Annotated in this window: 13 protein-coding genes and 3 tRNA genes; 14 read left to right on the forward strand and 2 right to left on the reverse strand. The window is 55.8% G+C overall.

Annotated features, from left to right (window positions below; genetic code table 11):
- Positions 1 to 42: 42 nt before the first annotated feature.
- Positions 43 to 1,095: a small ribosomal subunit biogenesis GTPase RsgA gene (gene rsgA, locus ACMGGH_RS07475; protein ID WP_032644955.1), complete on the reverse strand. Its 1,053-nt coding sequence runs from the start codon at positions 1,093 to 1,095 to the stop codon at positions 43 to 45.
- 107 nt (positions 1,096 to 1,202) lie between these two features.
- Here rsgA and orn point away from each other — a divergent pair, with 107 nt between their 5' ends.
- The 4 genes from orn (at position 1,203) to ACMGGH_RS07495 (ending at position 2,244) form a co-directional block, all read left to right on the forward strand.
- A complete protein-coding gene (orn, locus tag ACMGGH_RS07480) occupies positions 1,203 to 1,748 on the forward strand; it encodes an oligoribonuclease (RefSeq protein ID WP_028015247.1) in 546 nt (181 codons plus the stop codon).
- A 196-nt stretch (positions 1,749 to 1,944) separates the two neighbouring features.
- Positions 1,945 to 2,020, forward strand: a tRNA-Gly gene (locus ACMGGH_RS07485).
- Positions 2,021 to 2,056: 36 nt separating this feature from the next.
- Positions 2,057 to 2,132: transfer RNA gene (locus tag ACMGGH_RS07490), tRNA-Gly, on the forward strand.
- A 36-nt stretch (positions 2,133 to 2,168) separates the two neighbouring features.
- Positions 2,169 to 2,244 (forward strand) — tRNA-Gly (locus ACMGGH_RS07495).
- A 270-nt stretch (positions 2,245 to 2,514) separates the two neighbouring features.
- Here ACMGGH_RS07495 and queG read toward each other — a convergent pair.
- Complete coding sequence (queG, locus tag ACMGGH_RS07500; protein WP_155026591.1) at positions 2,515 to 3,654, reverse strand: tRNA epoxyqueuosine(34) reductase QueG; 1,140 nt, start codon at positions 3,652 to 3,654, stop codon at positions 2,515 to 2,517.
- Here queG and nnr point away from each other — a divergent pair.
- The 10 genes from nnr (at position 3,653) to ACMGGH_RS07550 (ending at position 14,121) form a co-directional block, all read left to right on the forward strand.
- Positions 3,653 to 5,176, forward strand: coding sequence for a bifunctional ADP-dependent NAD(P)H-hydrate dehydratase/NAD(P)H-hydrate epimerase (gene nnr / locus ACMGGH_RS07505; protein ID WP_048961000.1), 1,524 nt, complete (start codon positions 3,653 to 3,655; stop codon positions 5,174 to 5,176). The genes queG and nnr overlap by 2 nt on opposite strands.
- Positions 5,169 to 5,630, forward strand: coding sequence for a tRNA (adenosine(37)-N6)-threonylcarbamoyltransferase complex ATPase subunit type 1 TsaE (gene tsaE / locus ACMGGH_RS07510; protein ID WP_028015250.1), 462 nt, complete (start codon positions 5,169 to 5,171; stop codon positions 5,628 to 5,630). Before nnr ends, tsaE begins: the two co-directional genes overlap by 8 nt.
- A gap of 16 nt (positions 5,631 to 5,646) precedes the next feature.
- Positions 5,647 to 6,981, forward strand: a complete 1,335-nt coding sequence (gene amiB, locus ACMGGH_RS07515) for an N-acetylmuramoyl-L-alanine amidase AmiB (protein WP_232948702.1) — start codon at positions 5,647 to 5,649, stop codon at positions 6,979 to 6,981.
- Between the two features lie 9 nt (positions 6,982 to 6,990).
- On the forward strand, positions 6,991 to 8,835 hold the full coding sequence (mutL, locus tag ACMGGH_RS07520) for a DNA mismatch repair endonuclease MutL (RefSeq protein WP_047364110.1): 1,845 nt from the start codon (positions 6,991 to 6,993) through the stop codon (positions 8,833 to 8,835).
- Positions 8,828 to 9,778, forward strand: a complete 951-nt coding sequence (gene miaA, locus ACMGGH_RS07525; protein ID WP_232948701.1) for a tRNA (adenosine(37)-N6)-dimethylallyltransferase MiaA — start codon at positions 8,828 to 8,830, stop codon at positions 9,776 to 9,778. Before mutL ends, miaA begins: the two co-directional genes overlap by 8 nt.
- An 85-nt stretch (positions 9,779 to 9,863) precedes the next feature.
- On the forward strand, positions 9,864 to 10,175 hold the full coding sequence (hfq, locus tag ACMGGH_RS07530) for an RNA chaperone Hfq (protein ID WP_013095287.1): 312 nt from the start codon (positions 9,864 to 9,866) through the stop codon (positions 10,173 to 10,175).
- 73 nt (positions 10,176 to 10,248) lie between these two features.
- Positions 10,249 to 11,529 carry a ribosome rescue GTPase HflX gene (gene hflX / locus ACMGGH_RS07535; protein ID WP_023331851.1) on the forward strand — a complete coding sequence of 427 codons (1,281 nt, stop codon included), beginning with the start codon at positions 10,249 to 10,251 and terminating at the stop codon, positions 11,527 to 11,529.
- 56 nt (positions 11,530 to 11,585) lie between these two features.
- A complete protein-coding gene (hflK, locus tag ACMGGH_RS07540; RefSeq protein ID WP_028015254.1) occupies positions 11,586 to 12,845 on the forward strand; it encodes an FtsH protease activity modulator HflK in 1,260 nt (419 codons plus the stop codon).
- A gap of 2 nt (positions 12,846 to 12,847) precedes the next feature.
- Positions 12,848 to 13,852, forward strand: a complete 1,005-nt coding sequence (hflC, locus tag ACMGGH_RS07545; protein ID WP_028015255.1) for a protease modulator HflC — start codon at positions 12,848 to 12,850, stop codon at positions 13,850 to 13,852.
- A 71-nt stretch (positions 13,853 to 13,923) separates the two neighbouring features.
- The gene (locus ACMGGH_RS07550; protein WP_013095291.1) at positions 13,924 to 14,121 is read left to right on the forward strand and encodes a DUF2065 domain-containing protein; all 198 of its coding nucleotides are present in this window, start codon (positions 13,924 to 13,926) and stop codon (positions 14,119 to 14,121) included.
- The last annotated feature ends 33 nt before the right edge of the window (positions 14,122 to 14,154 follow it).

The raw sequence follows: 14,154 nt of genomic DNA on the forward strand, positions 1-14,154 counted from the left end.
CCTGAAAAAAGGGGACGATTTTAGCGATGCTTAGCTTAGTTGTCAGTTATCAGAATCAGAAAAGTTTTTACGCGTTTTTACCTGATCCATGCTCTCAAGAATGCGGTGGTAATTCTCGAAGCGGGTCTCCGCGATTTCACCTTTCTCAACCGCTTCGCGGATAGCGCAGCCTGGATCGTTATCGTGTTTGCAGTCGCGGTATTTGCAAGCGCCTAAATAATCATGGAATTCGACAAATCCATTAAAGATTTGTTCCGGCTCAAGATGCCATAAACCGAATTCACGCACGCCCGGTGAGTCGATCACATCGCCGCCGTGCGGGAAGTGATACAGGCGTGATGCGGTGGTGGTGTGTTGGCCCAGACCCGAGACGTCAGACACATCGTTAGTGAGGATTTCCTGCTGGAGGCCGAGAAGGTTGTTTAGCAGGCTCGATTTCCCCACGCCGGACTGACCCGCAAAGATGCTGATGCGATCGGTAAGCGCCTCTTCCAGCGGTTTCAGTCCGTCTTTGGTGTAGCTGGACACCATCAGAACGCGGTAGCCAATCTTGCGGTAGATATCCATCTGCTCATTAACGAAAGCCATGCCTTCGTCATCCAGCAGATCGATTTTGTTCAGCACGATAATAGGTTCAACCTGCAGCGTTTCACAGGCGACAAGGTATCGGTCGATAATATTGAGCGAAAGTTCGGGCAAAATCGCCGATACGATGACAATCTGGTTAATGTTGGCGGCAATCGGCTTCACCCCGTCGTAAAAATCGGGACGGGTTAACACGGACGTACGCTCATGGACCGCTTCAACGATACCTTTTACCGTAACGCCCTCTGCCGCCTCTTTACCCGGTCGCCAGACGACGCGGTCGCCGGTCACCAGAGAACGAATGGTCCGGCGAATGTTACAGCGGTGGATTTCGCCATCGGCGGATTCCACGTCGGCGTGCATACCGAAACGGCTGATAACTACGCCTTCCGTTGGTTCGCCAAACAGGTTGTCGTCGTAATCGACCTTCTCCGAAGTGGTTTTAAGACGGCGCTGATGATTGGCATTCACGCGGCGCTGCTGCCCTTTGGAGAGTTTATTTTTACTCAATCGCACTGGCTCCTGGTCGCCCGTAAGGGGCAAAACCTCTATGATACACTCTAATTAATACTAGTTAACCTGCTACTGCCGGTTATGCGAGAAGGGTGGAAAATAACATGAGCGCGGATGAAAACAACCTGATTTGGATCGATCTCGAAATGACCGGGCTGGATCCCGAGCGCGATCGCATTATTGAGATTGCAACTCTGGTGACCGATGCCAACCTGAATATCCTTGCCGAAGGGCCAACGATTGCGGTGCATCAGTCCGACGACCAGCTTGCGCTGATGGATGAGTGGAACGTGCGTACCCACACCGGCAGCGGTCTTGTCGAGCGCGTGAAGGCGAGCACGCTGGGCGATCGCGAGGCGGAACTGGCGACGCTCGAATTTCTGAAGCAGTGGGTACCAGCGGGTAAATCGCCGATCTGCGGGAACAGCATCGGTCAGGATCGCCGTTTCCTCTTCAAGTACATGCCGGAGCTGGAGTCTTACTTCCATTACCGCTATCTGGACGTGAGCACCCTGAAAGAACTGGCGCGCCGCTGGAAACCTGAAATTCTGGACGGCTTTAAAAAACAGGGTACGCACCAGGCGATGGACGATATCCGCGAGTCCGTGGCGGAACTCGCGTACTACCGCGAAAACTTTATTAAGCTGTGATTTTGAGATCCGGCACCTTGCGTGGCCGGGTTTTTGTCGTTAAATTGTTCAGCTTGCCGATTAAATAAGCACTTGAACTGAATTTCGAAAAAATCACTTTAAGGGGGGTTGCAGCTAAAAGGATTTCTCGTATAATGCGCCTCCCGTAACGACAGAGAATTACACGTTACGACAGCAACAAAAGCAGTACAGATTTGCGGGAATAGCTCAGTTGGTAGAGCACGACCTTGCCAAGGTCGGGGTCGCGAGTTCGAGTCTCGTTTCCCGCTCCAAAATTTGAAGGTGCTTCCACAGCACAGACTGCCCAAGCGGGAATAGCTCAGTTGGTAGAGCACGACCTTGCCAAGGTCGGGGTCGCGAGTTCGAGTCTCGTTTCCCGCTCCAAAATTTGAAAGTGCTTCTAAAGCACGGACCACCCAAGCGGGAATAGCTCAGTTGGTAGAGCACGACCTTGCCAAGGTCGGGGTCGCGAGTTCGAGTCTCGTTTCCCGCTCCAAATTCTTCTTCATCTCTAAAATATCCACAGCGAAAAGACGCGCTGGGGACGTTTTCTATTGCATCTGAAATACTCTTGTAAACAGAGTTATCCACAGAATTCGCGCTTTACCCAAACCGTACAGAAAGTTAGCAGGGTGAATAATATCTTCCCAAGCCACTGTATTAATTGGATAAAATTTCATTTCAAAATGTTATTGAGATCACTTGACCTCTTCTCAAGTCCAGATGGCGCTTGAGTTTTTATTTTTATTCACAGGCTGTGAATATATCACGCATCCCGCGTAAGCCCTTTTTCAATCACCCTAACCAGCCGCTGTTTCTTAGGAAGCTGCACCTCGACCACACAGGCATTTCGCTTCTCGATTTGCTGCGCAATCGCCCATTCTATGTGTTCATCAAGAAGTGGGTGCTCACCTCTACGGCTTTCGAGCGCCTGAATATTCGCTTCATCCCACGGGGCATTGCCCAGCGCGACGGCCACGTTTCGCAGCCAGCGCAGGTGGCCGATACGCCGAATAGCGGAACCTTCCGTCACCTTCAGGAACCAGGCTTCGGTCCAGGCGAACAGCTCAATAAGCTGTGGCGCATGCAGCGCTTTACGCGGGCTGAAGTCCTCTTCGTCCGTCAGCTGTGAATAGCGGTTCCACGGGCAAATCAGCTGGCAGTCGTCGCAGCCGTAGATGCGGTTGCCGATAAGCGGTCGGAACTCTTCCGGGATCGCCCCTTCAAGCTCTATCGTGAGATAGGAGATGCAGCGGCGGGCATCAACGGTGTAAGGCTCAACGATGGCGCCCGTCGGGCAGATGGTCATGCAGGCCACGCAGCGGCCACAGCCTTCCTCCACCGGGCCATCTACAGGCAGGGGTAAATCTATCAGCAGCTCACCGAGGAAGAAGAACGATCCGGCGTCGCGGCTCAGGATAAGTGAGTGCTTACCTGTCCAGCCAAGTCCGGCTTTTTCGGCGATCGGGCGCTCAAGAACAGGCGCGGAATCGACAAAGGGTCTAAAATTCAGCGAATCACAGTGCTGCTGAATGGTTTCCCCGAGTTTTTTTAAGCGGTTACGCAGAAGCTTATGGTAATCACGCCCCAGAGCGTACCGGCTGACGTAACCCAGGGAGGGATTTTTTAGCGTGCGCGCAAAGGCCGCGTTGGCAGGCAGGTAGTTCATGCGCACGCTGATGACGCGTAGTGTACCCGGTAAAAGTTCATGTGGACGGGCGCGCATCATGCCGTGACGCGCCATCCACTCCATTTCGCCGTGGTATTGTTTGTCCAGCCAGGCCTGCAGTTTTGGCTCGCTGGCAGAGAGGTCGGTATCGGCAATGCCTACCTTCTGGAAGCCAAGCTCAGCACCCCACTGTTTTATTTTTTGCGCTAATTCATTGAGATCGAGGGGCTGTGACATGACGGACCATACGGTGAAGAAAAACCCCGCAAGTATACCACATTCCATCTGGCATGCGGATGACCTCCGGCGCGCCGAAAAAGAGGCCGCAGACAGTCTCGGCATTACCCTTTATGAACTGATGCAGCGCGCGGGAGAGGCGGCGTTTAACGTTGCCCGCAGCGCGTACCCGCAGTCCACTCACTGGCTGATTTTGTGCGGGCACGGCAATAACGGCGGCGACGGTTACGTCGTTGCGCGTCTTGCCGTTGCAGCCGGTCTCCGCGTTACCCTGCTGGCGCTGGAGAGTGATAAGCCCCTGCCGGAAGAGGCCTGCGCGGCGCGGGAGGCATGGCTGAACGCAGGCGGCGTGATTCATGCTCCTGATATTGTCTGGCCGGAAGATGTTGATCTGATTGTTGATGGTCTGCTGGGGACCGGGCTACGCAGCGCGCCTCGCGAAAACATTGCCGCGCTTATTGAACACGCTAACGGGTACTCTGCGCCGGTAGTAGCGTTGGATATTCCGTCGGGCCTGATCGCGCAGACCGGCGCGACGCCTGGCGCCGTTATTCAGGCTGCGCACACCGTGACCTTTATCGCTCTGAAGCCGGGCCTGTTGACCGGAAAAGCGCGGGATGTGGTCGGCGTATTGCACCATAACGCGCTGGGGCTGGAGAGCTGGCTCGTTGGACAGGAAACGCTCCTGTCGCGCTTTGATTCCTCGCAGCTAAAAGAGTGGCTTCCGCCGCGCCGCCCAACGTCTCACAAGGGCGACAACGGCAGGCTGGTGATTATTGGTGGCGATCGCGGTACGGCAGGAGCGGTTCGCATGACCGGTGAGGCGGCACTTCGCAGCGGTGCCGGGTTAGTGCGAGTACTCACTCGCATTGAAAATATTGCGCCAATCATCACAGCCCGACCGGAACTGATGGTCCATGAGCTTACGCCCCAGACGCTGGAAGAAAGCCTCGAATGGGCGGATGTGGTGGTTATTGGTCCCGGGCTTGGGCAACAGACATGGGGTAAACAGGCCCTGCAAAAGGTCGAGAATTTTCGTAAACCGATGCTGTGGGATGCCGACGCGCTTAACCTTCTGGCAATAAATCCGGATAAGCGTCACAATCGCATTCTGACGCCACACCCCGGCGAAGCCGCGCGCCTGCTTAACTGCAGCGTGGCAGAAATTGAAAGCGATCGCTTACTTTCTGCTCAGCGTCTGGTAAAACGTTACGGAGGTGTTGCCGTTTTGAAAGGGGCAGGCACCGTTGTCGCCAGTGACGAGACGCAGGGCATTATTGATGCCGGAAATGCGGGCATGGCGAGCGGCGGTATGGGCGATGTGCTTTCAGGCATCATCGGCGCATTGCTTGGACAGAAACTTCCCCTTTATGATGCAGCCTGTGCGGGCTGCGTGGCCCACGGCGCGGCAGCTGACAGGCTTGCTGCGCGGGAGGGGACACGCGGTATGCTGGCCACCGATCTCTTTTGCACGCTGCGGCGTGTTGTTAACCCGGATGTGATTGACGTAGAAAATGACTAATCGAGCGATTCCTTTACCTGATGAACAAGCCACTTTAGATCTCGGCAAGCGCGTGGCGCAGGCCTGTCAGGGGGCAACCGTCATTTATCTGTATGGCGATTTAGGTGCGGGTAAAACCACCTTCAGCCGGGGTTTTTTGCAGGCGTTAGGGCATAACGGGAACGTGAAAAGCCCTACCTACACGCTGGTCGAGCCGTACACCCTCGACAATCTTATGGTGTACCACTTTGATTTATACCGCCTTGCGGATCCTGAGGAGCTGGAATTTATGGGGATCCGTGATTATTTTGCCAACGACGCCATCTGCTTGGTGGAGTGGCCGCAACAAGGTGCGGGTGTGCTGCCTGACCCGGATGTCGAAATTCACTTAGATTACCAGGCTCAAGGGCGTGAGGCTCGCATCAGTGCGGTTTCCTCATCAGGGTGTTCCTTACTGGCGCGTCTCGCCGGTTAAGAGTAGGGATGACGGGATGATTAGTCGCGTTAAAGGTTGGGTGTTGGCTGCGACGGTGCTGCTGTGCACGCAGGCCGGGGCGGCAAGCCTTTCGGATATTCAGGTGTCAAACGGCGAAAGCCAGGCGCGGATTACGTTCAGCTTTATGGGCGACCCTGAATACGCGTTTTCACAGCCAGACAGCCACAGCGTGGCGCTGGATATCAAACAGACAGGCGTGATCCAGGGGTTACCGCTGCGGTTCAGCGGTAACAACCTGGTGAAAAGTATCCGCTCGGGTACCCCTCAGGACAGCCAGTCACTGCGCCTGGTGGTCGATCTGACCGAAAAGGGCAAAACGAAGGCGGTGAAGCAGCAAAACGGGGCGAACTATACGGTGGTCTTCACCATCAATGCCGATGTTCCGCCGCCTCCGCCGCCACCGGTTGTCGCGAAACGCGTGGAAGAGCCGGTATATACGCCTCGCCCATCGGAACCTGCGCGTAATCCGTTTAAATCGCAGAACGATCGCATCACCGCGGCAACCAGCAGTAACACGGTAACGCGTCCGGCGGTCAGCGCACGGCGTACGGTCAGCGGTGACAAAGTGATTATCGCCATTGATGCCGGGCACGGTGGACAGGATCCTGGAGCGATTGGCCCGGGCGGCACGCGAGAGAAAAATGTCACTATTGCGGTGGCCCGCAAGCTGCGGACGCTGTTGAACGATGATCCGATGTTTAAAGGCGTACTAACCCGCGACGGCGACTATTTTATCTCTGTGATGGGCCGCTCAGACGTGGCGCGTAAGCAAAACGCCAATTTCCTGGTCTCCATTCACGCGGATGCCGCACCGAACCGTAACGCGACGGGCGCCTCGGTATGGGTCCTGTCGAACCGCCGGGCAAACAGCGAAATGGCCAACTGGCTGGAAGAGCATGAGAAACAGTCTGAACTGTTAGGCGGCGCGGGTGATGTGCTGGCAAACAGCCAGTCTGACCCATATCTCAGCCAGGCGGTGCTGGATTTACAGTTCGGTCATTCTCAGCGCGTCGGGTATGATGTCGCCACTAACGTATTGAACCAGTTGCAGGGCATCGGGGCATTGCATAAGCGCCGCCCTGAACATGCGAGCCTGGGCGTTCTGCGCTCGCCGGATATTCCGTCAATTCTGGTAGAGACGGGCTTTATCAGCAATAACAGTGAAGAGCGCCTGCTGGGCAGCGACAGCTATCAGCAGCAAATTGCCGAAGCGATTTATAACGGTTTACGTAAATATTTTGAGGCGCATCCTCTGCAGTCCGCGCCGCAGGGCGGAGCAGCCCAGACGGCCAGCGCCGCGCAGCCGGGTGGGTTGACCGCCACAAATTAAGGAGATTTCATGCCGATTCAGGTTCTGCCGCCGCAGCTCGCGAACCAAATCGCCGCCGGTGAGGTGGTGGAACGCCCTGCGTCGGTGGTGAAGGAGCTGGTTGAAAATAGCCTCGATGCGGGCGCCACCCGCATTGATATTGATATCGAACGCGGCGGCGCAAAGCTTATCCGCATTCGCGACAACGGCTGCGGCATCAAAAAAGAGGAGCTGGCGCTGGCGCTGGCGCGTCATGCCACCAGTAAAATTGCCTCTCTGGATGATCTGGAAGCGATTATCAGCCTCGGTTTTCGCGGCGAAGCGCTGGCCAGTATCAGCTCGGTTTCTCGTTTAACGCTGACCTCCCGCACCGCTGAACAGCAGGAAGCCTGGCAGGCCTACGCTGAAGGGCGGGATATGGACGTCACGGTCAAACCCGCGGCGCACCCTGTCGGTACTACGCTGGAAGTTCTGGACCTGTTCTACAATACTCCCGCCCGCCGCAAGTTTATGCGTACCGAAAAAACCGAGTTCGGCCATATCGACGAGATCATCCGCCGAATTGCGCTCGCCCGTTTCGACGTCACCATCAACCTCAGCCATAACGGCAAGGTGATGCGCCAGTACCGCGCGGTGGCTGAAGGTGGTCAGAAAGAGCGACGGTTAGGCGCTATCTGCGGGACGCCGTTCCTGGAGCAGGCGTTGGCTATCGAGTGGCAGCACGGCGATCTGGCTTTACGCGGCTGGGTGGCCGATCCGAACGCCAGTAGCGCGGCGTATTCTGAAATTCAGTATTGCTACGTGAATGGCCGCATGATGCGCGACCGCCTCATTAACCACGCCATTCGCCAGGCCTGCGAAGACAAGCTCGGGGCCGATCAGCAACCGGCCTTTGTGCTTTATCTGGAGATCGACCCGCATCAAGTGGATGTCAACGTCCATCCTGCCAAGCATGAAGTGCGTTTCCATCAGTCGCGTCTGGTGCATGATTTTATTTACCAGGGCGTGCTGAGCGTGCTGCAACAGCAGCTTGAACCCACGCTGCCGCTGGAAAAAGAAGACTCCGCACCGCGCCCCATTCCGGAAAACCGTGTTGCTGCGGGCCGCAACCATTTTGCGGAGCCTGCCGTCGCGCGTGAACCAGACGCCCCGCGTTTTTCCTCTGCAGGAGCCGCGCCGCGTCCGACGGGCGTGAACTACCCGAACGCTCAGCCCGGCTATCAGAAGCAGCAGGGGGCGCTGTACCGTAAACTGCTGGAAACGCCCGCAGTTGAGCGCAAAGAGCACATTTCGGTGGCGACACCTTCCCTTGAAGGCCATAGCCAGAGTTTTGGCCGGGTGCTGACGATTATCGCACCGGATATGGCCCTGCTTGAGCGCGACGGTAAACTGCTGCTTCTGGCGCTGCCGGTTGCCGAACGCTGGCTCAAGCAGGCGCAACTGACGCCGGGGGAACATGCGGCCTGTGCGCAGCCGTTATTGATCCCGGTTCGCCTGAAAATATCCGCTGAAGAAACAAGGGTATTGCAGCGTGCAGAGGCCCAGCTGGCGCAAATGGGCATTGAAATTGTGCTCGAACCACAACATGTGACAATTCGCGCAGTGCCTTTACCCTTACGCCAACAAAATTTACAAAACTTGATTCCTGAACTGATAGGCTACTTGGCGCAGCAAACATCGTTGGAGGCTGCCAACACCGCGCAGTGGATCGCCCGCCATCTGGCCAGCGAACATTCACCGTGGAGTATGGCGCAGGCGATTACCGTGCTGGCGGAGGTGGAACGCCTCTGCCCACAGTTGGTGAAAGCGCCGCCGGGTGGGTTATTACAACCTGTTGATTTAAAAACGGCGATGACCGCCCTGAAACATGACTGACGTAAGCAAGGCGAGCCTGCCAAAGGCAATTTTTTTAATGGGCCCAACGGCCTCTGGCAAAACAGCGTTAGCCATTGAGTTACGTAAAGTTTTGCCTGTAGAGTTGATTAGCGTTGATTCCGCCCTCATCTATCGAGGGATGGACATCGGCACGGCGAAGCCCGGCGCAGACGAACTGCGTGCGGCACCGCACCGTTTGCTGGATATACTCGACCCGGCAGAGGCTTACTCCGCAGCGGATTTCCGCCGGGATGCCTTAGCTGAGATGGCCGAGATAACGGCGGCGGGGCGTATACCGCTGTTGGTTGGCGGAACCATGCTCTACTTCAAGGCGCTGCTCGAAGGTTTGTCACCCTTACCTTCTGCAGATCCTGAAATCAGAGCAAAGATTGAGCAGCAGGCGGCAGAGCAGGGGTGGGACGCATTGCATAAGCAACTGGCAGAGATTGACCCGATTGCGGCGGCGCGAATCCATCCAAACGATCCGCAAAGGCTTTCCCGGGCACTGGAAGTTTTTTTCATTTCGGGTAAAACTTTAACGGAACTGACGCAAACGTCAGGAGACGCTCTGCCGTATCAGGTGCATCAGTTCGCCATCGCCCCGGCGAGCCGTGAACTGCTCCATCAACGAATTGAGCAGCGTTTTCATCAGATGTTGGCTTCAGATTTTGAAGCAGAAGTGCGGGCGCTATTTGCCCGTGGAGATTTGCATACGGATATGCCTTCCGTTCGTTGTGTGGGATACCGCCAGATGTGGTCGTATCTTGAAGGTGAGATTTCATACGATGAAATGGTTTATCGAGGTGTTTGCGCCACGAGACAGTTAGCGAAGCGCCAGATCACCTGGTTGCGCGGTTGGGAGGGGGTTCACTGGTTAGACAGTGAAAAACCGCAACAGGCGTTAAACGATGTGATTGAGGTTGTTGGTGATATCGCCCACTGAATGTGTACAATTGAGACGTATCGTGCGCAATTTTTCAGAATCGCAAGGTTCTAAGTACAAAACAAGCATATAAGGAAAAGATAGAATGGCTAAGGGGCAATCTTTACAAGATCCGTTCCTGAACGCATTGCGTCGGGAACGTGTTCCAGTTTCTATTTATTTGGTGAATGGTATTAAGCTGCAAGGTCAGATTGAGTCTTTCGATCAGTTCGTGATCCTGTTGAAAAACACGGTCAGCCAGATGGTCTACAAGCACGCTATCTCTACTGTTGTTCCGTCCCGTCCGGTCTCTCATCACAGCAATAACGCTGGCGGCGGCACAGGCAGTAACTACCATCATGGCAGCAACGCGCAGGGTTCTTCTGCTCCTGCGCAGGACAGCGACGAGACCGAATAAGGTTTTAGCTGTTATCCACACGGGGAGCCAGGGATCCTGCGTTCCCCGCTGATCTTTTTAGAGAGGTTTACGCTTGTTTGACCGTTATGATGCCGGTGAGCAGGCGGTGCTGGTACACATCTATTTTTCGCAAGACAAAGATATGGAAGACCTCCAGGAGTTTGAATCTCTGGTCTCTTCCGCCGGTGTCGAAGCAATGCAGGTGATTACCGGTAGCCGTAAAGCGCCGCACCCAAAGTATTTTGTTGGTGAAGGTAAAGCAGTAGAAATTGCGGATGCCGTAAAAGCAACCGGCGCGTCAGTCGTGTTGTTTGATCATGCGCTGTCTCCAGCCCAGGAGCGCAACCTGGAAGCTCTCTGCGAGTGCCGTGTTATCGATCGCACGGGATTGATTTTAGACATTTTTGCTCAGCGTGCCCGTACCCACGAGGGGAAACTGCAGGTTGAGCTGGCGCAGTTGCGCCATCTGGCGACGCGTCTGGTGCGTGGCTGGACCCACCTTGAAAGACAAAAAGGCGGGATTGGTTTGCGCGGTCCGGGTGAAACCCAGCTCGAAACCGACCGCCGTTTGCTGCGTGGCCGTATTACCCAGATCCTCTCACGTCTGGAACGTGTCGAGAAACAGCGTGAACAGGGGCGTCGGGCGCGAACCAAAGCCGACATCCCCACGGTGTCGCTGGTGGGCTATACCAACGCCGGTAAATCCACCCTGTTTAACCAGATAACCGAGGCCCAGGTGTATGCCGCAGACCAGCTGTTTGCGACCCTGGACCCGACGCTGCGCCGCATTGACGTTGCAGACGTGGGTGAAACAGTGCTGGCGGATACCGTAGGGTTTATCCGCCATCTGCCGCACGATCTGGTGGCGGCGTTTAAGGCGACGTTGCAGGAGACGCGTCAGGCGACTCTGCTGCTGCACGTGATTGATGCGGCTGACGTACGCGTGCAGGAGAACATCGACGCGGTGAACGTGGTGCTGGAAGAAATTGACGCCCACGAAATTCCCACCCTGTTGGTGATGAATAAGATCGATATGCTGGAGGATTTCGAACCGCGTATCGACCGTGATGAAGAGAACAAACCGATTCGGGTCTGGCTTTCTGCTCAGGCCGGAATCGGTGTGCCACTGCTTTTCCAGGCTTTGACAGAACGTCTTTCCGGTGAGGTAGCTCAGCACACGCTGCGACTGCCGCCACAGGAAGGCAGGCTGCGCAGCCGGTTTTATCAGCTTCAGGCGATAGAAAAAGAGTGGATGGAGGATGACGGCAGCGTGGGGATGCAGGTGCGTATGCCGATCGTTGACTGGCGTCGCCTCTGTAAACAAGAACCTGCGCTGGCGGACTATATCGTCTGATCAGAAAGGGGAAGCCTGAAAAATTCGCCCTTGCATAACAAATATGGAGCATATACATGGCGTGGAATCAGCCCGGTAATAACGGACAAGACCGCGACCCGTGGGGAAGCAGCAATAATCAAGGCGGCAACTCTGGGGGAAATGGCAACAAAGGTGGTCGCGAGCAGGGGCCGCCGGATCTGGATGATATCTTCCGCAAGCTGAGCAAAAAGCTTGGTGGCCTTGGCGGAGGAAAAGGTTCTGGCTCGGGTGGCAGTTCCAGCCAGGGACCGCGCCCGCAATTAGGTGGCCGCCTGGTGGGCATCGTTGCTGCCGGGCTGGTGATCGTCTGGGCAGCCAGCGGGTTCTACACCATTAAAGAAGCAGAACGCGGCGTGGTCACCCGTTTCGGTAAGTTCAGCCATCTGGTTGAGCCGGGCCTGAACTGGAAGCCGACCTTCATTGATGACGTGACCGCAGTTAACGTGGAGTCCGTCCGTGAACTGGCCGCTTCTGGCGTGATGCTGACGTCTGACGAGAACGTGGTGCGCGTCGAGATGAACGTGCAGTACCGCGTGACCGATCCTGAGCGTTATCTATTTAGCGTGACCAGCGCCGATGACAGCCTGCGTCAGGCGACCGACAGCGCCCTGCGTGGTGTGATCGGCAAATACACCATGGACCGCATCCTGACCGAAGGTCGTACCGTTATTCGTAGCGATACCCAGCGCGAGCTGGAAGAGACGATTCGTCCGTACAACATGGGTATCACCCTGCTGGACGTCAACTTCCAGGCTGCACGTCCGCCGGAAGAGGTGAAGGCCGCGTTTGACGATGCGATTGCTGCCCGTGAAAACGAACAGCAGTACATCCGCGAAGCAGAAGCGTACACCAACGAAGTTCAGCCGCGCGCTAACGGTCAGGCGCAGCGTATTCTGGAAGAGGCGCGTGCGTATAAGACCCAGACCATCCTGGAAGCTCAGGGTGAAGTGGCTCGCTTCGCGCGCATCCTGCCGGAATACAAAGCCGCCCCGGAAATTACCCGCGAGCGTCTGTATATCGAGACTATGGAAAAAGTGCTGAGCCACACCCGCAAAGTGCTGGTTAACGACAGCAAAGGCGGAAACCTGATGGTTCTGCCGCTGGATCAGATGCTGAAAGGCGGTTCTGCACCGGCAGCGAAAGACACCAGCGGAGCGAACAACCTGCTGCGTCTGCCGCCAGCCTCATCAGGCAGCTCCAGCGCGAACACAACGCCTTCTTCGAACGATGGTGACATTATGGACCAACGCCGTGCTAACGCGCAGCGTAACGACTACCAGCGTCAGGGGGAATAAGGATGCGTAAGTCAGTTATTGCGATCATCGTCATCGTACTGGTCGTGCTGTATACCTCGATCTTTGTGGTGAAAGAGGGCGAGCGTGGGATCAAGTTCCAGTTCAGCAGCGTCGTGCGTGATGGCGACAAACGTCCGGTGATTTACGAGCCGGGCCTGCACTTCAAGGTGCCGTTCATTCAGTCTGTGAAAACGCTCGATGCGCGTATCCAGACCATGGATAACCAGGCTGACCGTTTCGTGACTAAAGAGAAGAAAGACCTGATCGTTGATTCTTACATCAAATGGCGCATCAGCGATTTCAGCCGCTACTTCCTGGCAACGGGCGGCGGTGACGTTTCTCAGGCAGAAGTGCTGCTGAAACGTAAGTTCTCTGACCGTCTGCGTTCTGAAATTGGTCGTCTTGATGTGAAAGACATCGTGACCGACTCCCGCGGTCGTCTGACCCTGGAAGTGCGCGATGCGCTGAACTCCGGTACAGCGGGCACCGAAGACGAAGTGGCAACGCCAGCAGCGGATGACGCGATTGCTAAAGCGGCCGAACGCGTTCAGGCTGAAACCAACGGTAAAGTGCCGGTGATCAACCCGAACAGTATGGCGGCGCTGGGTATCGAAGTGGTTGACGTGCGTATCAAGCAGATCAACCTGCCAGCGGAAGTGTCCGAGGCGATCTACAACCGTATGCGCGCCGAGCGTGAAGCGGTTGCCCGTCGTCATCGTTCACAGGGTCAGGAAGAGGCTGAAAAACTGCGTGCGGCAGCGGACTATGAAGTGACCAAGACGCTGGCGGAATCTGAACGTCAGGGCCGTATCCTGCGCGGTGAAGGCGATGCGGAAGCGGCGAAGCTGTTTGCCGATGCATTCAGCCAGGATCCAGACTTCTACGCCTTTATCCGTAGCCTGCGCGCTTATGAGAATAGCTTTAAGAGCAACCAGGACGTGATGGTGCTCAGCCCGGACAGCGATTTCTTCCGTTATATGAAGACGCCGACCAACGCAACGCGATAAACTCAGGCTCGTTTGAGTATTCAAACCACCGCTCCCAACGGAGCGGTGGTTTTCTTTTATAAGGATGAAAAATGAATTCAACGATCTGGCTCGCGCTGGCCCTGGTTCTGGTGCTGGAAGGTCTCGGCCCGATGCTCTATCCGCGCGCGTGGCGTCGTATGATCGCGACCTTGAGCCAGCTGCCGGATAATATTTTGCGTCGTTTCGGCGGTGGTCTTGTGGTTGCCGGTATCGTTATCTACTATATGTTGAGGAAAACGATTGGCTGATCAAAAACTAGCCGCAATTGGCGTATTTTAAGG

This window comes from Enterobacter sp. BNK-16 (genome assembly GCF_048684955.1).
GTDB classification, from domain to species: domain Bacteria; phylum Pseudomonadota; class Gammaproteobacteria; order Enterobacterales; family Enterobacteriaceae; genus Enterobacter; species Enterobacter bugandensis.